The 21,530-nt window shown below is 70.4% G+C and carries 13 protein-coding genes and 1 pseudogene; 10 read left to right on the forward strand and 4 right to left on the reverse strand.

The window, feature by feature from the left end; translation table 11 throughout:
* Window positions 1-57 precede the first annotated feature (57 nt).
* On the reverse strand, window positions 58-696 hold the full coding sequence (locus tag WMF44_RS35780) for a hypothetical protein (RefSeq protein WP_437294525.1): 639 nt from the start codon (window positions 694-696) through the stop codon (window positions 58-60).
* A gap of 1,209 nt (window positions 697-1,905) precedes the next feature.
* Between WMF44_RS35780 and WMF44_RS35785 the strand changes: the two genes are divergently transcribed.
* The 7 genes and pseudogenes from WMF44_RS35785 (at window position 1,906) to WMF44_RS35815 (ending at window position 11,476) form a co-directional block, all read left to right on the forward strand.
* Entirely contained in the window at window positions 1,906-5,169 is a 3,264-nt protein-coding gene (locus WMF44_RS35785; protein WP_437294526.1) for a glycosyl hydrolase 115 family protein, read from the forward strand.
* 242 nt (window positions 5,170-5,411) lie between these two features.
* Window positions 5,412-6,656, forward strand: a complete 1,245-nt coding sequence (locus WMF44_RS35790; RefSeq protein ID WP_437294527.1) for a glycosyl hydrolase 53 family protein — start codon at window positions 5,412-5,414, stop codon at window positions 6,654-6,656.
* Between the two features lie 7 nt (window positions 6,657-6,663).
* Entirely contained in the window at window positions 6,664-7,617 is a 954-nt protein-coding gene (locus WMF44_RS35795; RefSeq protein WP_437294528.1) for a LysR family transcriptional regulator, read from the forward strand.
* An 11-nt stretch (window positions 7,618-7,628) separates the two neighbouring features.
* A complete protein-coding gene (locus WMF44_RS35800) occupies window positions 7,629-8,276 on the forward strand; it encodes a class I SAM-dependent methyltransferase (RefSeq protein ID WP_437294529.1) in 648 nt (215 codons plus the stop codon).
* Between the two features lie 334 nt (window positions 8,277-8,610).
* A complete protein-coding gene (locus WMF44_RS35805; protein ID WP_437294530.1) occupies window positions 8,611-9,384 on the forward strand; it encodes a DUF6748 domain-containing protein in 774 nt (257 codons plus the stop codon).
* 26 nt (window positions 9,385-9,410) lie between these two features.
* Window positions 9,411-9,757: pseudogene (locus WMF44_RS35810) on the forward strand (3-beta hydroxysteroid dehydrogenase); the annotation flags it as partial.
* Window positions 9,758-9,931: 174 nt separating this feature from the next.
* Window positions 9,932-11,476: an endonuclease NucS domain-containing protein gene (locus WMF44_RS35815; protein WP_437294531.1), complete on the forward strand. Its 1,545-nt coding sequence runs from the start codon at window positions 9,932-9,934 to the stop codon at window positions 11,474-11,476.
* Between the two features lie 234 nt (window positions 11,477-11,710).
* Here WMF44_RS35815 and WMF44_RS35820 read toward each other — a convergent pair whose 3' ends face one another.
* The gene (locus WMF44_RS35820) at window positions 11,711-14,794 is read right to left on the reverse strand and encodes a glycosyltransferase (protein WP_437294532.1); all 3,084 of its coding nucleotides are present in this window, start codon (window positions 14,792-14,794) and stop codon (window positions 11,711-11,713) included.
* Window positions 14,795-14,823: 29 nt separating this feature from the next.
* A complete protein-coding gene (locus WMF44_RS35825) occupies window positions 14,824-16,281 on the reverse strand; it encodes a formylglycine-generating enzyme family protein (protein WP_437294533.1) in 1,458 nt (485 codons plus the stop codon).
* Between the two features lie 752 nt (window positions 16,282-17,033).
* On the opposite strand from WMF44_RS35825, the gene WMF44_RS35830 reads away from it, so the two are divergent.
* Window positions 17,034-17,291 carry a hypothetical protein gene (locus WMF44_RS35830; protein ID WP_437294534.1) on the forward strand — a complete coding sequence of 86 codons (258 nt, stop codon included), beginning with the start codon at window positions 17,034-17,036 and terminating at the stop codon, window positions 17,289-17,291.
* A gap of 148 nt (window positions 17,292-17,439) precedes the next feature.
* A complete protein-coding gene (locus WMF44_RS35835) occupies window positions 17,440-18,690 on the forward strand; it encodes a hypothetical protein (protein ID WP_437294535.1) in 1,251 nt (416 codons plus the stop codon).
* A gap of 51 nt (window positions 18,691-18,741) precedes the next feature.
* Here WMF44_RS35835 and WMF44_RS35840 read toward each other — a convergent pair whose 3' ends face one another.
* Complete coding sequence (locus WMF44_RS35840; protein WP_437294536.1) at window positions 18,742-19,533, reverse strand: tetratricopeptide repeat protein; 792 nt, start codon at window positions 19,531-19,533, stop codon at window positions 18,742-18,744.
* A gap of 489 nt (window positions 19,534-20,022) precedes the next feature.
* Here WMF44_RS35840 and WMF44_RS35845 point away from each other — a divergent pair, with 489 nt between their 5' ends.
* Window positions 20,023-21,360: an STAS domain-containing protein gene (locus WMF44_RS35845; RefSeq protein WP_437294537.1), complete on the forward strand. Its 1,338-nt coding sequence runs from the start codon at window positions 20,023-20,025 to the stop codon at window positions 21,358-21,360.
* Window positions 21,361-21,530 lie beyond the last annotated feature (170 nt).

Genomic DNA, 21,530 nt, shown 5'->3' on the forward strand with positions numbered 1-21,530 from the left:
ACGATCTACCGGTCACTGCCGGCGAGCGCGGCTCGCGGCCGGCGCGCCCCGCCGCGGTCACCTGGCCGCGAGCAGGGCGGTGACGTCCTCGCAGGAGTGCTCCTCGACGGCCCGGCAGTTCGCCACGTCGGCCCACGGCCGCCAGCCGCACCCCTCGGCGTCCTCCTCGCACGCCGCTTCGACGTCCGGAGAGACGACGAGGTCGCAGATCCGATGCGGCGACGGCGCCTCCCACACCGGTGTCGGCCCGCACTCCATCCCTTCGCGCCCGCAGTGCCTCTCGCGCGTCTGCACCAGCGCGGAGCCGTCGCCCAGCACGAAGATCAGCGATTCGGTCTCGTCGATGTACGGGCCAGGCGCGAGCAGCGAGCTGAGGACGCCCGTGCCGCCTCCGGTCACCAGCTTGGCCGCGCACGGGAGCGCCTCTGGCGGGATCGGATAGGCGTGCATCGTGACCGGCTCACAGCTCGGCTCGAAGCCGCAAGCGAACAGATCGAGAGCCGGATCGGGCGCGTCCGCGCCGCCGCCCGACGTGGTGTCGGACGACTCCGGCCTGGGATCCGTGTCGTCGCCCCTGTCCGGCTCCGCCTCGGCCTCGGCGCGGTCCGAGCCCTCGACGCGCGCGCAAGCGACGATGAAAGGAAGCTGTGCCGCTGCCAGCAGGAGCGCTCCCTGGATGACGCGATGCGCTCTCATGGTATTGCCCTTTCCCAACGAGCCTGTGGAGACCGTGCCATGCATGGCGCAAAGCAAGCGGCGCGCCACACCGTCCTCGCATCGCGGCGGCGCCGTTGCGCTCCGCGGCTCCAGCCTCCATCCGCAGGCGGACAGCGCGGAAGCGACGTCGCAACCCGAAGCGCCACGAAATTGACGCGGCGCCTTCAGCGCTTGCCGCTGACCCACCATGGCACAAACGGGCCATCGTACCCACCACCCGGCACACAATGACGCAATCCCGTGCCTCGAAGCTCTGCTGGAGCGCCCCAAAGCCTCCTCTTGCAATGGCGCTGTTCTCGAAGCAGTATCGCGGCGGAACGGGCCAACCTGGCTTTACCCCTCTCTTCGTTTATTTGTAACGAGTCCTACTTATCTCTGTTCACTTCGAGGCAGCGTGGCTGACCCGGCATCTTGGCGTTTTAAATGTCGTTGCGCCGTCGCTCTCGACGGTTGCAGATGCTCAGGGAAACATCGTTTACCAGGACAACGCCTTCTTCCCCACCGACGAGCGGAACTTCATAAACACTGTCACTCATCACCGCTGCGGTACGCCAGGAAACGCGCGCACCGGGCCACAGCCACCGCGACGCACGGCAGCGTCCCCCGTGCGCCACGATCACGAAAACGGATGCCGACCCTAAAAATCGAGGCGATTGCGTGATCAGATCGGCGTGCTGCGGGAATTCTCCCGGGCCACACCAGCGAGGTGCAACCTGGGTGACACCCAGCCAACTTGTGCAGAGAAGGCGTACTCTGCCTCCGAGCTTCATCTGTCAACAACTTATCGACCACGGAACCCAGCCCGACCGCAGGCGACGCGGCGTGCAGCGAGGGGCCTTCCGCGCCGGACCGTGTCCGCGCGTCAAGGGCGCCTCGCTGCGGGCCTCGGGACCGTCGGTGTGCATGTCACGCTCTGGTGATCACCCGGATCGCCACCGCGTGTTCGCTCGGAACAGCGCCTCGTGATCACCGGGATCGCGATCACGATCGCGCGGATCGCCGCAGGGATTTGGACGATTGCATAGGAGCGCCCGGCCTCAGCGCCGGAGGTCACGGCCCGTGTCCAGCGCGGGCGCGTCGACGACGCCGGTCAGCCGCATCAACGAGGGAAACACCGTTATGAGTTACGCACGCATGGTCATCAGGAAGGGTCGAATCGGATCCTCGCTACTCTGCTTGCTGCTCCCCATGTCGCTCGCTTCGTTGACCGCCTGCGGGTCGGATGGAGCGAAGGGCGATCCGGGGGAGCCGGGCGCGCCCGGCACGCCCGGAGCGCCGGGGCCCGAGGGCCCGCCCGGCGAGACGCCCGTGTCGCCGGTCGACCCGGTGACGGGCTCCCTGGAGAAGTACGTTTCAACCGAAGATGGAGCGGGTCGCTTCCCCCTCGCCGTGGGCGGCAAGGTCGCTCCGCTGGTCGTCAGCGAGAGCGATTATGCGGGCGTGAACCGCGTCGTGGACGACCTCGCGACGGACATCCAGCGGGTGACCGGCGCTGCCGCGGCCGTCAGCAACGAGATCCCGGCGTCGGCGAAGGAAGTGGTCCTGGTCGGGACGGTGGGCAACAGCCCGATCATCGATCAGCTGGTGGCGGACGATCGGCTCGACGTCTCCGGCCTGACGGGGAAGTGGGAGACGTTCGTCACGCAGATCGTCGAGCAACCGGTGGAGGGCGTGGACCGAGCGCTCGTCATCGCGGGCAGCGACCAGCGCGGCACCATCTTCGGCGCGTACGACCTCTCCTCGCAGATCGGCGTGTCGCCCCTGTACTGGTGGGACGACGTCCCGGCCCAGAAGAAGCAGGCGCTCTTCGTGCTCCCCGGGCAGCACACCCAGGGCGAGCCGAAGGTGAAGTACCGCGGGTTCTTCATCAACGACGAGAACCCGGCGACGGGCAACTGGGCGGCCAAGATGTTCGGGCCGGGCAAGGCGGAGGGCTTCCCCGGAGGGCTCAACCACCTTTACTGGGAGAAGATCTTCGAGGTCGCGCTCCGCATGAAGGCGAACTACATCTGGCCCGCCGTCTGGGGCCGTGCGTTCGGCGAGGACGACCCGGAGAACCACGCGACGGCCACGCGGTACGGCATCGTGATGGGGACCTCGCACGAGGCCCCGATGATGCAGGGTATCGAGGAGTGGAATCGCCACGTGGTCGCGGCGCAGAGGGATGCGGCAGGCACCATCACCAAGGCAGGGAGCGATCCGTACGGCGGCACCGGCGAGTGGCGCTTCTCGGTGAACTCCGATGCGCTGAAGAAGCACTGGACCAAGGGCATCCAGCGGATGGTCGACGAGAAGATCGAGGGCGTCGTCACGCTCGGCATGCGCGGCCCTGGCGACGTCAGCCTGCCCCCGGCGGACGGCATCCCGCTCATGAAGAACATCGTCGAGTCCCAGCGGAAGATCCTCGCCGACGTGACGGGGAAGGACGTGACGACCATCCCCCAGGTCTGGACGCTGTACAAGGAGATCCAGGGCTACTGGGACGAAGGCATCACCGTGCCGGACGACGTCACGGTGGTCTATTGCGACGACAACTGGTCCAACATGAAGCGCCTGCCGGAGCTCGGCAAGGAGCGGGCCGGCGGCTACGGCCTCTACTACCACTTCGATTACGTCGGCGGCGGCCGTAACTACAAGTGGGTCGACACGATCCTCCTGCCCAACGTCTGGGAGCAGCTCCACCTCGCCTACAACTACGGCGTGGATCGGCTCTGGGTCGTCAACGTCGGAGACTTCAAGAACGAGGAGCTCCCGCTCCAGTTCTTCCTCGACTACGCGTGGAACCCGGACCGCTGGCCGGTCGAGCGCATCGGCGACTGGGAGCGGCGGTGGACCGAGCAGCAGTTCGGCTCCGAGCACGCGGACATCATCGCCGACATCCTGCACGGCTACTCGCTGCTGCAGTCGGATCGGAAACCGGAGCTGACCAACCGGAAGATCACGGTCGATTACGATCTCATGGTCAGCGCGCCCACGACCGACGTTCCGGATCCTGACACGGCCGCGATCACGTACGACGACGGCGCGAGCCCGTTCAGCCTCACGAACTACCGTGAGCTCGAGAGCGTCACGGAGGAGTGGGAGGCGCTGGCGTCGCAGGCGGAGTTCGTGGAGAGGCTCCTGCCGGAGGAGGCGCACGACGCCTACTTCCAGCTCGTGCTCTACCAGGTGAAGGCGACCGCCAACCTGTACGCGCTGCGCCTGGCAGGGTTCAAGAACAAGCTCTACGCGGCGCAGGGGCGCGCGGCCACGAACGACATGGCGGCCGTCGCGGAGGCGCGGCTCCAGGACGATCTGGCGCTCTCCTACTACTACAATCACGATCTCGCCGACGGGAAGTGGGAAGGCTTCCAGACGCAGCCGCACATCGGCTACGGCGCGCCGGGGAACCCGTCCTGGCAGCAGCCCGAGCACCAGTACAACAACATCCAGGAGTTCATCTGGCCTGAGCTCGTCTCGATCGATGTCCCCGAAGCGGCGGAGCTCGGCGTGGCGATCGACGGATCGAGCGACTTCTGGACGGGCGCAGGCGACGGGAGCACCACGGCCCCCGTGCTGCCCGCGTTCAGCCGGTATCAGACGCAGCCCGAGCAGTACATCGAGGTGTTCAACCGCGGCAGCGCGCCGCTCGAGTACACGATCGACGTCGCTCTCCCGGTCGAGTGCCCCACCGGCTGGGCCGCGAACACGCCGTGCCCGCCGTGGCTGAACGTCTACCCGAGCCAGGGTGTCGTCGACAAGGAGGTGCGCGCGACGGTGCGGGTGGACTGGGTCATGATCCCCACGAACCAGACGTTCCCGGTCGAGGTCCCGATCACGGTCACCGGCTCGGACGGCAGCTCGGTGGTGGTCACGGCCCGCGTCGAGGACCCGCGGCAGGTCGGTTGGAAGCCGAACCGCTTCATCGAGGCGAACGGCTATGTCTCGATGGAAGCGGACCACTTCAGCCGCGCGATCGGCACGGATGACGTCGAGTGGAAGCTGCTCCCGGACATCGGGCGCACCGGGTCGGGCGTGACGCCGTTCCCTGTGACGGCCGAGCCCCAGGAGCCGGGCGGCGCGTCGCCTCGCCTCGAGTATGACATGCACCTCACGAGCAGCGGCCCGGTGGATGTCTATGTCTACGTGTCGCCCAGGAACAACTTCCAGAACTGGGCCGAGGGCCTGCAGTACGCCGTGTCGTTCGACAACGGCCCGGTCCAGAAGGTCAACACGAGCCACGCCGTCGAGCTCAACGGCAACGGCAACAAGATCTGGGAGCGGCACACCTCGGACAACGCCAACATCATGCGCACCAAGCACACGATCGCCGCGGCGGGTGACCACACGCTGAAGGTGTGGATGGTCCATCCGGGCGTGATCGTCCAGAAGATCGTGGTGGACGCCGGTGGCGTGAAGGAGAGCCTCCTGGGCCCGCCCGAGAGCTACTGGATGGGCAAGGGACCGGAATAGCAATCAACCATCGTCTGTGAGCAGTCCGAGGGCCCGCTGCGCACACGCTGTGCGGCGGGCTCTCGTCATTTCTGCGCCCTGGCGCTCTGCGCCCTGGCACCTATCGACAGCGGATCTTTCTACCGGCAGCGCCGCGATCGTGGGCGCGCCCTCTTCGTGCGTCGTGATCGCGCGCATGGCCAATGGTAGGATCCTGGCCGGGGTCAGGGATGCTGCGACAGAAGCTGAGAAGGATGGGTGTGGTGACGCTGCTTCCGGCGCTCGCCGCGTGCGGTGAGAGCTCGGGGGCCGGGGCGGCCGGCGGGGGCGGCGCCGGTCAGGCCGCGTCGACGGGCGCCGAGGCGTCCACGGGGAGCGGAGCGGGCGGCGCGAGCGGCAGCACGAGCGGCAGCGGAGCCGGGGCGGGTGGAACGTCCGCGAGCACCGGCGGCGCGGGTGGAACCTCCGCGAGCGCGGGCGGCGCGGGCGCGGGCAGCGCGGGCACGGGCGGGAGCGGTGGCGACGGGACGCCGGGCGCGCCCCAGGGCTTCATCCTCGGCGCGGACATCTCCTGGGTGCAGGAGCGCGAGGCCGGAGGCAAGGTGTTCCGCGACATCGATCCGCGGACGGGTGAGCTCGTCGAGAAGGACATCCTCGAGATCTTGAAGGCGCACGGGTTCAACTGGATCCGCTTGCGCCTGTTCAACGACCCGACAGCGGTATACGCCGACGCGGCCGTCGACGACGACCCCTACTCGCGCGAGGGCTTCTGCGATCTCGAGCACACGATCGAGATGGCGCGGCGCGTGAAGCGAGCGAACATGGGGTTCCTGCTCGACTTTCACTACAGCGACGTATGGGCCGACCCCGACGATCAACACAAGCCCGTCGCCTGGACCGATCTCGAGGGCGGCGCGCTGGCGACCGCCATGCGGGAGTTCACGCGGGACGCGATCGAGCAGCTGAGCGCCGCCGGCGCGCGCCCGGACATGGTCCAGATCGGCAACGAGATCCCGCAGGGGCTGCTGTGGCCTGACGGGTTCGTCACCGGGCAGGCGTTCCAGGGGCTCGGCTCGCTCCTGAAGGCCGGGATCCAGGGCGTGAAGGACGCCGACGACACGATCACCGTCATGCTGCACCTCGACCGCTGCGACGACAACGCGGCGACGCGCTGGTGGGTCGACGGGGTGCTCGGGCAGGGCGTCAAGTTCGACGTGCTCGGCCAGTCCTGTTACACGGAGTACCAGGGGCCGCCCTCGGGGTGGAAGGCGAACTTCGATGATCTCGTGAAGCGCTATCCCGACCTGAAGTTCGTTGTGGCGGAGTATTCGTGGGAGAAGCGCGCGGCCAACGACCTGATGTTCAACATCCCCGACAAGCGCGGGCTCGGCACCTTCATCTGGGAGCCGACCGAGTGGCATGAGCGCATCTTCTCGCCGAACGGCGATATCATCGAGAGCATGATCGCTCCGTATGATCAGATGAAGGTCGACTACCAGGGCTTCTAGCGGCGTCGTGGACTGGGATGACGTGCGCCATTTCCTCGCGCTCGCTCGGACGGGCTCCGTCCGCGCGGCGGGCTCGATGCTCGGCGTGAGCCACTCGACCGTGGCGCGGCGGGTCGAGGCCCTCGAGGCACGGCTCTGCGTGAAGCTGTTCGACCGGCACCGCGACGGGTACCAGCTGACGGACGCGGGCAACGAGATGGTCTCGGGGGCGGAGCGCGTCGAGCGGGAGATGGCCGCGCTGGAGCGCGGCCTCGCCGGGCAAGACGCGCGGCTCGAGGGGTCCGTGCGGGTGACGTGCACCGACCCGTTCATCGCGAAGATCCTCCTCCGCGCCCTGGCCGGCCTCTGCGAGCAGCATCCCGGCATCGAGCTCGAGCTGGATGCCGACGCCAAGAACCTGGATCTGTCGAAGCGCGAGGCCGACGTCGCGGTGCGCGCGCTCTTGCCCAGCGCGTCCCCGCCCGAGCACCTGATCGGGCGGCGGCTCGTCCCCATCACCCTCTGCAACTACGTCGCGACCGCGCACGCTGCCCAGCTCGATCCCGAGCGCGGCGCGCGCCCCGCGCGCTGGCTCGGATCCACCGTGAACAGGCTCGCCAGGGAGCTCGTCGCCTCGTCGAGCTATCCCGAGGTTCCCCTCTGGGGCACGTTCGAGTCGATGGCGATCATGATCGAGGCCGCACACGCGGGCCTCGGCTGGGTGATGTTACCCACGTACGCCGGTGATCCGGAGCCCGGGCTGCAGCGCCTCGCGAGGCCGGACCTCCGCCACGTCGCCGATTTCTGGCTCCTCAGCCACCGCGATCTCCGGGACAACGCGCGCCTGCGGGCCGCGCGCGAGGGCATCACCGCGGCGATGACGGAGCGCGCGGCGCTGTTTCGCGGCGAGGCCGAGGGGTGGCGCGAAACTGCGCCCCTGCGTCACGAACTTGCACCGGGCGCAGGCGCGCCGCGTGCGTAGATTCGTCGACCATGACGACCACGACCGCCGACGCCAAATTCTGGGACGACATCGCCGAGAAGTACGCCGCCAAGCCGGTGGAGAACGTCACCGCCTTCGAGCGCAAGAAGGCCATCACCCGCGAGCACCTGCGCCCGGGCTCGACGGTCCTCGAGATCGGCTGCGGCACCGGCTCGCTCGCCCTGGAGATGTCGCCGTTCGCCGGCCACATCCACGCGATGGACGTCTCGGGCGAGATGATCCGCATCGCCAACCAGAAGAAGCAGGCCCAAAACGTGACCAACGTCACCTTTCGCCAGGGCACGCTGGACGGACCTACGCCGTACGAGCCCGAGCACTTCGACAGCGCCTGGGCCTACTCCATCCTCCACCTCGTCCCCGATCGGCGGCGCACCCTCAAGACAATCTTCGAGCTCCTCAAGCCCGGCGGCTCGTTCATCTCGTCCAACGTCTGCCTCGGCGGCACCTGGGTACCTTACAGCGCGATCATCACGGTAATGCGCTGGTTCGGGAAAGCGCCGGCCGTCCACAGCTACGATCGCGAGACGATCCTCCGCGAGATGCGCGAGGCAGGGTTCGTCGAGATCGAGGAGCGGGAGGTTGGTGGCGGGAAGATGGTTGCGTTCGTCGTGGCGAAGAAGCCGAGAGACAGGGAGTAACTTCAAAGATTTCCCTCCCCGCCTCCCCGCCTCCCTGTGAATTTATTCTGAAGAATTAAAGTCAGGCCAACTTCGCGACGCCTCGCCGCTCGTCGAATTCTTGCTCCGACCAGCTTTTCACTCGGCAGGCCTGCTAGCACACTACATTCATTCGTTGGAAGCGATCGTCTCCGGGCGAAGCACGACGAGCAGATGGCAGGGCGGCAGGGGCGAACCGTGCTCGCGACAGCTCGCCCCCCTCGACGCGTGGAAGCCCATGAAGGCGCCCCGAGCTAGCGGACCGGCCGAGGCGCTCGCATCCACGTTGACCCGTGTCCGCTCCTGGAGAACACCGATGTTCAATCTCACCCATCATCGCCTCTCGCTGCTCTCCCTGCTCGGCGTGCTGGCCGCGCCAGCGCTCGCCTGCGAAGCCCCGCGCGAGGGCGGCGTCGCAGGGGACCTCGCCCAGGCCGAGCTCGACGTCGAGGACGATGTCGGCGCGCTGGCCGCGGCCGAGGTCGCCGTGGCGGACTATTTCATCGCGACCCATCCTGACTACCGCAGATGCGCCGCGCCGATGTGCGGCGGCCATTTCGTCGCCCGCGTCAACACAAGCGTGACCCGCTGCGCCGATGGAACTTGGCAAGAAGAATGCCACATGTTCGAGCTGGATCTATCCGGGCTCGGGCTCGATCGCTCGACCGAGGCCAAAGCCAGAGAGGCGTTCGGTGCCGGGCAGGCGCTGGTCCGCGGCGGCCTGAAGCAGGTCCAGCTCGGCGACCTGCGGTCGCGGCCGGCCGACGTCCTCATCGCCAGCGAGATCTGGCTCGGGGCGACGGGCAATGCGCCGAAGGGCCACTTTTCTCGGGTCGACAGCAGCGGGATCGTGTGCGTGACGTATCCCTGTCCCTCCTTCTCCGAGCACAGCCTGAACACCAACCTGAGCGGTTCACTCGACGGCCTCGATCTGTCCGCGTCCGGGGCCACGGCGACGCAGATCGAAGGCGGCATGAAGGCGCTGTCCGCGCCCGGTCTGCTGGTCGCCGGTCAACATGCGATCACCGCCGGCCCGGCCGGCTCGATGAACCGCCTCGACGTGGCGGAGTTCTACCTGCGCCTGAAGTGACGCCGGCTGGGCGGCGATCCGCCTTCCGAGGCCTCATTCGGTACATCGGTGGCGGCGAGACCCCGTGGCCCGCGGTGCATCAGCTCGACGCCGCGCGGTTGTTCGTCCTCGCGCCCGAGAAGACGCCGGCCGGCGCGCGACTCCACGCGATCGGCGACAAGGGGATCCCGATCCGCGACATTGCCGGCGTGATCGGCCGCAAGCTCGAGCTGCCGGTCGAATCGGTCCCCGAGGAGCGCTTCGGCTGGCTCGGCGGGTTCTTCGCGCTCGACAGCCCAGCGGCGAGCGCGCTCACGCAGGCGCGGTTCGGCTGGAAGCCCGAGAACGCAGGCTCGCCGACCTCGAGCACGGTACGTACTTCGCGCACACATAGGCAAATTCACTGCTGCTCGAGAGCTGAAGGGAAGCCGGCACCAGCCCAGCTCGGTGGGGGCAAGCGCCCTCCGTGCAGAACGTAAGCTTCACCTGAGGGCGCTTGACAGGGCAGGGCCGCTGGAGAGTAGGCTACCCCTCCACGCGCATGACCTGAGTGTCATCCAGGAGCACGATGCGAGAAGAGCACATCCGCGACAGCTTGGCAACCAGGCTCGATCTGCTCGAGCCTGGGCTGACGGTGAGCGAGCGCGATAGGGAAGTGCAGCTCTCCAGCCCCCATGGCGCTGGCGGGCGCCTCGATATCCTCGCGCGCGATTCATCGAACAACCTCGTCGTGATCGAGGTCAAGCGCAGCGACCAGTCCGCACGGCAGGCGGTTCACGAACTCATCAAGTACACTTACCTGCTCCGTGTCAGCCTCGGGGTTCCACAGCACCGCATCCGCTGCTTTCTGGTCTCGACGGTCTGGCACGAACTGCTCGTCCCTTTCTCCGAGCTTGCTCGGATCGGAGATTACGAAATCTGTGGGTTCGAGATCGACGTGAGCCCCGATGGCCAGGTGCTGAAGGCGAAGCAAGTCCCGCCCTTGTCGGAGGAGCCGGCCGAGCTTGAGTTCGATAGTGAGCACGAGCTCTTCCTCTTCGAGAGCGAGCGCCACCGGACGGAGTTCATCTCAGCCCTGCTGCCGAAGCTCGAGACATACGAATTTGTGGAGTTTGTGGCGCTCGTCGTCGATCACAATCAGCGACGGCACGGCATCTTCCCCTTCGGGCTCTACCTGGTGATGACGGCGCTCTCGGACGAGATGGAGGAGCAGGTCCTCGAGAGCCTCGATCCTGATCATCCCATCCACGCTCCCGACGCGTACGCCGATGGTCCGTGGCGGCTGGCCGACGCGCTCGCCGAAGAGATCCGCAGGCACCTGCGCGGGAAGTATGCCGACTGGGAGCGGGGCACCCCGAGCAAGTCCATCGAGATACTGAACGAGTGGCAGGTAAGCAGGACGATCCGCGTCGGAAGACGGGTCGCGAACGACGTCGTCTTCACCGATGTCGACATCCATCGCCGCATCATGGACATCGACGGAGACAACCGGTTCTCGTTCCAGTTCTCCGGGAGCCCGCGGCATGCTCGGTCGTGGGAGCACGCCATCGATTCCCTGAGGTGCTTTCTCGGGAGGCGCTCTGCCTGGACCGAGCCGTTGCTGCAGTACCTTGGCGCTGTTGCGTCGAAGCGCCACAACGCGACGATCTCGCTCTACATCTTCAATCCGCTGAACATCATCCCGGCGATCCATCCGGTGTTGCGTGAGAATGGCGCGGACCCGCCTTTCCTCGAGCTCTTCGTCGTTGATGGGTCGTATGTCGCGAGCGTCCATGGCATTCTCGAATGGAGCGGCGCGCCGATGACCGTCGCCCCTGCTGAGGCGTTTCGTGAGCCGGGGATCATCAACGTCTTCGCTCCGCGGGAGATGGAATATCAGGTAGACCTTGCCCGGCATCATCTTGCGGAGTCCCTGCTCGAGTTCGTGGGCGCGCCTCCCACAAGCGTCCGGCGCCTCGCCGTCGTGAAAGGGAAGTTGCGGCTGCGACCCTTGACGGCGCCGGTTCGCGGGCTCGACGACTTCGTGCGCGAGAACGCGACTTATACTATGCAGCTCGCGCGCGACATGCGGGTCATGCTGTTGAGTCCGCGTAAATGCGCCGAGAACAGCTAACGCCGCCCTGTTCCGGAGCGCATCCAGAGACATGAGGGCGGCGGCGATGCTCTCACCGATCGGCACGTGACAAACGAGCGCACGATCTCGCCGCACGCCAGGCCGAACAGGAAAGCGCCGAGGATCATCGTCGTAAATATCTGCCGTTCGCCCTCGTTCGTGAGGAATCATAGCGCGTGCCAGCCTGCCCAGAGCATCGACACGAAGAACGTTCCACGGGGCTAGCGCCTCACCTCACCTCCCCCGCACCTTCCGCCCGCCCAAGCACACGCCCACGTAGTCGGTGACCATCCTCTCCAGCGAGAACCGCTCCCGCGCGCGTTCCCACCCCGCCGCCCCCATGCGCGCCCGTCGCGCCGGATCCGCGCCAAGCTCCACGAGCGCCGCGGCGAGCGCCTCCGCGTCGCCCGGCGGCACCAGCCGGCCTGTCACGCCGTCGTCCACCTGCTCGGACATGCCGCCGACCGCCGTGGCTACCACCGGCAGCCCCTCGGCCATCGCCTCCAGGGACGCGTTCGGGCACCCGGCGGGCTCGGCGATCAGCGCGAACACGTCGAGCTCGCGCAGGAACGCGCGCGTGTCGGCGAGCTCGCCGACCCACTCGACCGACAGCCCCGCCGCCATCCGCCGCAGCTCCTCGGCGTGCGCCTCGGCGCCGCGCTCCACGCCGCCCGCGATGCGCAGCACGTGCGGCGGCAGGCGCGGCGCCGCGAGGCGCAGCGCGGCGAGGAGCTCGTCGAGCTTCTTGTGCGGGTGGATGCGCGCCGCCGTCCCGATCGCGAGCAACGCGCGCCCGCCGCCGGACGCGCGCGGCTCGGGCTGCGTCGAGCGCGGCGCCGCAATCGGGCGCGGGCCGAGCGCCACGCCGTTCGGCACCACGTGCGCCGGCGCCCCGAGCACCTCGGCGGCGAGCGCCGCCTCGGCCCCGTACTTGACGATCACCCCCGCGAGGCGAGCGCCATAGTCGCGCGGCGCGCGGTACGGCAGCCCCCGGCGCGGCGACGCGAAATAGCGGCGCAGCGAGGCGAAGTACATCTCGCCCGGGCTGATGTCGAAGAGCGGGACGTCGAGCAGCCCGTCGGCCAGGAGCACCTTGTGCTCGGCGATCAGGTTCCACATCAGCACGGCCTCGGGCGGGTCCTCCTCGATCGCGCGCAGCAGGCGCTCCACCGCCTCGGCCGGCTCAATGTCGGCCGGCGGCGGCACCGCCAGCACCGGGATGCCCGCGGCCACGAGCGCGCGCCGCCCCGGCGTCGGGTACTCCGGCTGCTCCTCGATCACGGCCGCCCGGCCGCGCACGCCCGCCGCCGCGAGGCCGAGCAGCAGCCGGCGCGCGCTCGACTGGGCCCCGCCCATCGAGAAGTTGTTCGTGACGAGGAGCAGCCCGTCTCGCCGGCGCAGGCCGCGGTTCCGCGCGATCGCCCGCGGATAGAGCCGCGCATACCCCTCGGCCATCCGCGCGAGGCTGAAGTGCCGCGCTACGACCTCCCGGCCGCTCGGCGACCCTACGCCGGCGTGCGCCTCCGCCACGACCTCCCGGCCGCTCGGCGGCCCTGCGTCGGCACGCGCCTCCGCCACGACCTCCTGGCCGCTCGTCGACGCGTCGCGCGTGCCGCCCGCGGCGCCGGCGCGCGCCGCCGCCACGATCGCCCCGGCGAACCGCTCGGGCGCGGCGTCGAGCGGCAGGTGGACCATCGCCGGCGTCTCGGCCGCGATCTCCGCGGTGCCGCCGGCACCGGTCGCGACGACCGGGAGGCCCGCCGCAAGCGCCTCCAGGTGCGCGAGGCTCAGCCCCTCGTGGGCGCTCGGCGACACGAGGACGTCGGCCGCCGCGAGTAGCCCGGCGACGTCGCCGACCGCGCCCGCGAAGCGCACCTCGGCGCGCAGGCCGAGCCGGTCGACCTCGCGGCGGATCTCCGCCTCCGCGGCCAGCGCCTGCTCGCTGCCCGGCGATGCGCTCCCGGCGATGACGAGCCGAGCCGCCCGCGGATCGCCGGCCACCGCCAGCGCGGCCCGCGTGGCCGCGAGGATTCCAGGCAGCAGGTGCAGCCGCTTCTGCGGCCGCGGGTTCGCCACGGCGAGCAGGACGAGGTCGTCCGGCCCGATCTCGAGGCGCCTCCGCCACGCCGCGGCCTCCGCCGACCGGGCTCGGCGCACCGCCTCTGCCCCGCCGGACCGACACACCGCCTCCGCCCCCCCGGCTCGGCGCACCGCCTCCGCCCCGCCGGACCGATGCGCCTCCGCCGCCTCGGCCCGGCGCGCCGCCTCCGCAGGTGCCAGGTCGATGCCGTTCCAGACCGTGCGCGCCGGGATCGGCAGCGCGCGCTCCGCGAGCTCCGCCTCGACCGCGCGCGCGCACGCAACGAGCAGCGCCGCGTCGTCCGGCGCGAGGCGATCGAGCCCCGCCGGCCAGCCTGCAGCCACGTTGTGCACTGTGACGAGCGGGCGGTACCCGCGCGCGGACAGCCGCGCGAGATCCTCGGCGTCGAACAGATGCGCGTGCGCGAGATCCGCGCCCCACGCGGCGAGCCCGCGGGCGAGCGCGTCGAAGCGCGCCTCCCGATCGCCGCGCGCATCGGACAGATCGAGCGCCCCCGGCGGCGCGGCGAACGTGGCGCGGGTCGGCCGGTACACCGCGCAGACGAGCGAGCGCACGCCGCGCCGCGGCAGCTCCCTCGCGAGGTCGATCGCGATCCGCTCGGCGCCCCCCTGCTGCAGACTGGTGACCACCTGCGCGACCCGCGGCGCCGCGTCGTCGCACACGTCGAGCGGCGCGTGCCGCACCACGCGCGCCCGCCGCGCCCCGAGCTCGCCCTGGAGCGCGGCGTCGAGCGGCTCGCCCGCGCCGAGCCGCGCCGCGACGCCCGCGGCGAGCGCCCCGTCGAGGTACACGCTCGCCGCGCGGGGCAGCCCCGGAGCGCGGCGGGCGCGCGCGGCGCGGCTCAGCTCGCCGCCCGTGGCGCGCAGCAGCTCGGCCCACGCCGCGGCGTCCGGCTCGGCCACAGAGGGCGCGGCGAGGTCGATCGGCGCAAGGACGGCGCCGAGCGCGCAGAGCGGCAGCCCGGTGTCGCTCGGCGGCGGGAACGGGTCCGGCTCGAGCGCCGCGGAGGGCGCAGGCCAGGCGCCCCCGCGCACGAGCCACACAGGCCCCGCCGCGAGCGCCTCCGCCGCGGCAGCGAGCGGCGCCGCCGTGAGGTCGACCGGCGCGAGCCCGGCGAGCCGGAGCGCGCGCAGCGTGCGGCCGGCGCGGGCGCGGTGCGCGGGCGCTTCGGCAAAGACGGCGCAGAGCGGGCGGCGCATGCGGGAGCTGCGGAACATGCGAGACATGCGAGAGCGAGCGGCGCGGCTCAGTAGGCCGACGGATAGCCGCGGAACGGCGCGGCGGTGGCCACGTCCGGCGCGCTCGAGATCCGGTCCCTCGACCGGTACCCCCCGGCGGCCGCGCGCGGCGCGGCGGACGGCGCCGCGGCCCACCCGGCCGCGCGCGGAGCGGCCCACGCGGCCGCGCCGATCTGCTCCACCTCCACGGCGGACGGGACGCCGCCCGTGTAGACGAACTGCCCGCGCGGGCCCGGCTCGATCGGGACCGACGCGCGCCGGATCGCGCCCTTCACGAGGCAGCGGTAGTGGAGCATCGACCCGTGCAGGTGCGGGGGCGCGTGCAGCCAGAAGCCGTCGCCCTGCGGCCGGAACGTCACGCCGGGCGGCGCCCCGCGCAGGGGCCTGCGGCCGACAGCGCGGTGCACGAGCAGGCCGATGAGGCCGATGACGGCGCTGGCCAGGACGACGCCGCCGCCGACGAACCCCACCGTCGCCGCGGTCGACCAGGAGCTCGAGCGAGGCGCCTGCGCGGTCGCCGCCGGCGGCGGGGTCGGCGCAGGCGCCGCGGCGGGGGCGCTCGCCGAGAGCGCGGCGACCACGCGGAAGCCGTTGTCCGCGTTGCGGCTGCCGGGATCGTTGCGGTACCGCGCCGCGGCGCGCAGGTGCTTCGCGTCCTTGAGCCACGACCCGCCGCGCAGCACGCGGCGGGGCTTGTCGCCGGCCGGGGGCGCCGTCTGCTCGGGGTCGACCGCCGGGCCGGGCGCATAGGGGCCGTACCAGTCGCGACACCACTCGTAGACATTGCCGCTCATGTCGTGCAGGCCGAAGGCGTTCGGCTGCTTCTGCCCGACAGGCCTCGTCCCGCTCCCCGCGTTGCCCTTGAACCACCCGATGCCGGCCGCGGCGCTGTCGGCGTCACCCGCGTAGAACCGCGTCCGGGTCCCCGCGCGGTCGGCGTACTCCCATTGCGCCTCCGTCGGCAGGTCGAAGGCGCGGCCGGTCTTCTGCGTCAGCCAGCGGGTGAACTCGCCCGCGTCCTTGAAGGTCACCAGCGTCACCGGGTGCACGTCGGTCTGCGGGAAGCCGGGAGTCCTCCAGGTGAACTCCTTGCGCTGCGAGAGGCCCTTGCCGTCGAACCCGAACCCGCCGGAGGCGCCGACCTCGGCCTCCGTGCGGTAGCCGGTCTCCGCGGCGAAGCGCGCGAACTGCCCGACCGTGACCGGGAACTTCCCCAGGTAGAAGTCGCGGCCGAGGGTCACGTCCCGGACCGCCTCGTCGTCGCCGCGCCCGGCCTCCGCGGGCGGCGTGCCCTGGCGGAAGCGCCCCGCCTTCACCAGCACGAGATCGAGCTGCACCCCCCCGAGGTCGATCGCGACGGCGGGCGCCGGATCCGCGGCCTGCGCCGAGGCCGGGGCGAGGAGGGCGACAGCGGCCCCGAGGACGATCGCAGGAAGGACGCGGCAGGCGGTGGCGCGAGGCTGCACGGGCCCACGCTACCAGAGAGCGCGGCCGAGGTGCGCTCGCGGCGACCCGAGCGGCGCAGCCGACCGAGCGGCGGTGGGCGCCCGGATCGCCCTCGCCCCGCCGGAAGAGCGGGTGCGCCGGCGCGCGCCACCACCTCGCTGCCTTGCGCCACGCTCGCGACATCACGCTTATGAAAACGTCTTTACAGTTCTTCACTCAACACATGATCTGACCGGCACCAGCGCGAAAACAGCTGCAAAACAGCCCGCCAATGCCGCTCCGGGTGACCCATCGGCGCCGGGATCGAGGCTCGACAGGCGCTCGTCCGCATGGCATCCAGCGATGCTCGACGCCGGAATCAACCGCGGTCGAGCGCCCTGGTCACAACTCACAGCGAAGCGAAAGGATGTACGCACTGTCGGCCGAGGCCTTCGATATGCCATGGCACGCGGACGAGGGCGGGGCGCGTGGCTCGTCCTGCGGCGCAGAGGACGTCGTATCCTTGCTGCGCGATGGCCGCCTGACGACCGATCGTTCAGCGTGGGCGCTCACGGCGAACGACCCGCAGCGCGCCTTGAACCGCGCGCCGCGAGCGGCTGCACGAGCACAGCCTGTCCTCGCTCTCGCGACAGAGTCACGTGTGGGTGGCAGGGGGATTCCCCCATCCCGCCGGCATGAGGGAACCGCCAAGTCGCCACATGCACCCCTCGCCGCGGCGGGCGGCAGCGACGACAGTGGGGAGTTCGGCGCGGCGCCGAGCGTACGTGTCGACATGGTGAGCGGTACGATCATCGTCCCCGGCGCGTCCGCGTTTGATCTGCAGCGAGGCGCCGACGAGGACATTGCTTTTGGCGGCGGCGATCACTATTGCATCGGGGCGACGCTGGCTCGCCTCGAGGCGCGGCTCGCCATGGACACGCTGCTCGGCCGCCCCCGAGATGGGGCTCGCGGGACCGGCCGAGCTGGCGCGGCCGCCCTCGATCCTGGAGATGACTTCATCGTCCGTCCGCCTCCGCCCTCGATGGGATGAGGTCGGCCGCGGACATGCCGGCGCGGACCGGCCGACTTCGATCGATTTCCCCGGGTGCGCACCCCTCCGCGTGCCCCCGGGAGCCATGTGCGCGCGACACGACCGGCGCGCGCGAGATGCGATACCAACACACGGCAGGGATCAACGCATGCGAACAACGACCTCACTCATTGCTCTCCTCGGCGCAGCCGCGCTCTTCGGCTGTTCTTCCTCGGACTCCGGCCCTCAACCCTCCGAGGACGAGCTGCTGGCGCCGCCGGCCGAGGGCACCGGAGTGCAGTATCGGATGGTCTCCACGCTCGAGCCGGGGCAGGAGATCGAGCGCTGCCAGCTCTTCGTCGCGCCGCCGGAGGGGCTCAACGTCAACCGGGAGCTGGTGCGGTACTCCGGCGGGAGCCACCATGTGCTCCTCTACGCAACGCCGTACACGTCGATCCCGACCGAGACGCGCCGGGGCGTCGCCCTGGACGCGGCCCAGGTCCACGACTGCAACGACGGCCCCCAGGCCGACTGGGACGTCACCGGCGTGGTCGCCGGCTCCCAGTCGCCCGACGGCAACTCCTTCCTCGACGGGCTCCCGGAGGGCGTGGCGCTCAAGGTCGCGCCGGGCACGGTGCTCCTCATGAACACCCATTACGTGAACGCGTCGCCCGAGGCCATCGAGACCGACGCGCGCATCAACCTCTACACGATCGCGGACGACGAGGTGAAGGTCGAGGCGGGCATGCTCTTCCATTACAACCCCTTCATCAACGTGCCGGCGCGCGGCAAGTCCACGGCGCGCATGCGCTGTGTCACCGAGAACGACATCTCGGTCGTGAGGATCCAGTCGCACATGCACCGCCGCGGCGTCGGCTACGTCGCACACAAGGTCGGTCTCGACGGCGAGATGACGGAGCTCTATGCCCACGACCGGTGGGAGGGGGTCCCGTCCCAGGAGTTCACGCCGTTCCTCGAGCTCAAGGCGGGAGAGTCCCTGGACTACCGCTGCGCGTACAACAACGTCGAGGATCGCACCATCGCGCAGGGCCTGACCAGCCGCGACGAGATGTGCATGCTGATCGGACCGTACTTCCCGCGCTCGCCGGCCTACGAGAACTGCGCCACCGAGGAAGGTCTGAACGCGGCGACGTGGTACGGCGACGGGACGGCCACGTGCGCCGAGACGTTCGAATGCATCAACAACGGCAACGGGGAAGCCGAGGTCTTCGGCTGCGTGGTGAACAGCTGCGAGAGCGTCGGGCCCCAGCTCTCGGCGGCGCTCGGCTGCCAGATGACGGCAGGGAACGGCGCCTGCATCGAGGCGTGCAGCGGCGAGGACGCGGAGGCCTGCAACACGTGCGTGGGCGAGGCGTGCGCCGCGGAGATGGAGGCCTGCCAGACCGCGACGTGCGACTGACGTCGCGATGACAGGCGCCGCGGGGCGGCGCGCGTGGCGCCGGCGCTCGCATCAGAACTTCCCCTGGAGCTCGATCCGCCCGAGGCCCACCCCGGCGCTCCAGACCACGCCGCGCGGCGCTCGCGGCGGCGCGCCCGCAGCCGCAGGCGCGCCAGCGGCCTCGGACGCGCTGCCGCCGCCGGGCCGGACAACGAGCAGCACGACGCCCGCCGCGGCCGCCGCCGCGCCCACGACGAAGCTCACGGTGGACACATGGCCCAGCGTGGCCGCTGCGTCCGCGTCGCCTTGCAGCTCGGCCGGGCAGCGCCGGCCCTCGCAGCGCGACCTGATGTCCGAGACCTGCGACAGCGACATGAGGCCGGTCACGGCGCCGACGCCGATGCCCACCGCCCCGAGCCCGAACGCGACGCCGGCGGGGACCAGCGAGCCGCCGCCCTCCACCCCGGCCGGCGCCGCGGGCTCGGCGCGAGGGGGCGCCTTCACCGCGGCCGCGTCCAGCGCGGCGCGCACGGCCGCGAGCTCGGTCTCGGCGTCCTTCCGCGCCTCGAGGAACGCGGTCGGCGGATCCTCCGGGAGCGGCTCGCCGAGGACCTGCTCGTACAGGTCGCGCGCGGCCTCCAGGCGGCCGAGCTTGCGCTGGCACCGCGCCATGTAGAGCACCAGCGTCGGCGCATGAAAGAGGCGATCCGCCTCCTGGAAGACGTCGAACGCCTCCTGCCAGCGGTCCGCGCCGTACAGCTTGAGCCCCTCGTGCGCCTTGGTCCGGGCGGCCTGCTGCGCCTCGGCGACGGCGCCGTCCGGCGGAGGCGCCCCGAGCGCCGGCACGGCAGCCAGCAACGTCACAGCGAACGCACACCGGCGAAGACAGTTCGAGAGCATCATCATCCTTGTCCGTCAGAAGCCGTCAGAAGCCGTCAGAGCGGTCAGAAGCGGTCAGAAGCGGTGAGAGACTGGAGCAGAAGCCGGACAGGGCGCCGCGGCCGTCGCCTGCGTCACGGCCCCGCGCGCGCCGCCTCGCCGCGGCGGCCGACACCTTAAGGGGAAGAGCGCACCACCGTCCAGCGACGACTCCGACGACTCGGACGACTCGGATGGCGAGCGCCGTGATCTCCCAGGATCCCCGGCGCGCCCGCCGCCCGCCCGGCGAGGTCACCGCGGCGCCGCGGCGCTGGCCGGCGACCGCGCGCGCCGCGCCGGTCCATGGCGAACGAGCGAAACGAAGGGACCGCCGACGACGCCGCGTCGAAACGGATTCGATACATGGCGCATGGTACGGCGTCATGCATGACTTGCCCCCTCAAACGCTCGGATGAACTGGCGGCGCGAGCTCGATTGAGGCTCGACAATGTCCTGACGGATGAGCGGTCGCTCGTGGACCTGCTCCGGGTGGTCACCGTCGACGTCCACGAGGCAGCGAGCGTCGAAGAGGCGCTGCATCGCACCATCACGCACATCTGCAATCACCTCGGCTGGCCGGTCGGGCATGCGTACGTGCCGGCCGCGGACGATCCGTCTCTGCTCCTTCCCACGGCGCTCTGGCACCTGAACGATGAAGCAAAGTTCGCGACCTTCAAGGCGGTCACGGAAGCGACGCAGTTCACCGCGGGGCTCGGTCTCCCCGGGAGGGTGCTCGCCTCGAAGCAGCCGGCGTGGGTGCGCAACGTCACGGTGGACGCCAATTTCCCGCGCGCCAGGCTCGCGAGGAACCTGGGGGTGAAGGCGGGGTTCGCGTTCCCCGTGGTGGTCGGCGCGGACGTCGTGGCCGTGCTGGAGTTCTTCTCCGACGCCGAGCACGCGGACGACGGGAAGTTCACGGCGACCATCGGCCGCATCGCGCGGCAGCTCGGCCGCATCTTCGAGCGCAAGCACGGGCAGGAGATGCTGAGCAGGGAGCGGGACTTCATGGCGGCCGTCATGGATCTCGTCGACGGCCTCATCGTGGTGCTCGACGCGCGGGGCCGCATCGTCCGCATGAACAGCGCCGCCGAGCAGGCGCTGGGGAGCGCGCGGGGGCTCCGGGAGGCCCGGTTCCTCTGGGATCTCACGCCCGATCCGCGCGCGTCGGCGCAGCTCAAAGGCCTCTTCGAGCAGCTCGGCGCGGGCGGGTCGAAGAAGCAGGTGGAGGTGCCGTGGACGGCTGCAGACGGCGCCCGCCGGGTGACGGCGTGGTCGGGCGCCGTCCTGCGTGGCAGGGACGAGAGGCTCCGGTTCGTCATCATGACCGGCATCGATCTGACGGAGCGCAAGCGCGCCGAGGAGGAGCGCGCGCGGCTGCAGGAGGAGGTGATCAAGGCCCAGGACGCCGCGCTGGCGAAGCTGTCCGTGCCGCTCATCCCCATTTGCGACGACGTGGTGGTCGTGCCGCTCATCGGCCCGCTCGAGGCCGGGCGGGTGCGCCGCATGATCGAGGCGCTGTCGCGCGGCATCGCGGACCGCCGCACGCGGATCGCCATCATCGACCTGACCGGCGTGGACGAGATGGATCCGCCGGCGATGCAGGCGCTGCTCGAGGCGGTGCGGGTCGCGGGGCTCCTCGGCGCGCGGGTGGTCCTCACGGGGATCCGCCCCGAGGTCGCCCAGCGCCTCGCCGAGCGCGGCGCGGACATGGGCCGCTGCGCTGTGAAGAGCTCCCTCCAGAGCGGGATCGCGTTCGCGATGGCGAGCCGCTGAGCCGACCAGCGCGCCCGACGTCGGGTGTCGTCCGTCCGTGACCGGAACGGCATCATCACTGCATGGAACAGGGACGAATGCGACACCGTCGCGCCCTCCTTCCATGCTGTAATGAGACGCTCCTGACAAACCCCTCGTTTTGCTGGCATCTTCAGAGAAAAAAATTCAAC

This window comes from Sorangium sp. So ce426 (assembly GCF_051475585.1).
GTDB lineage: Bacteria > Myxococcota_A > Polyangia > Polyangiales > Polyangiaceae > Sorangium > Sorangium cellulosum_B.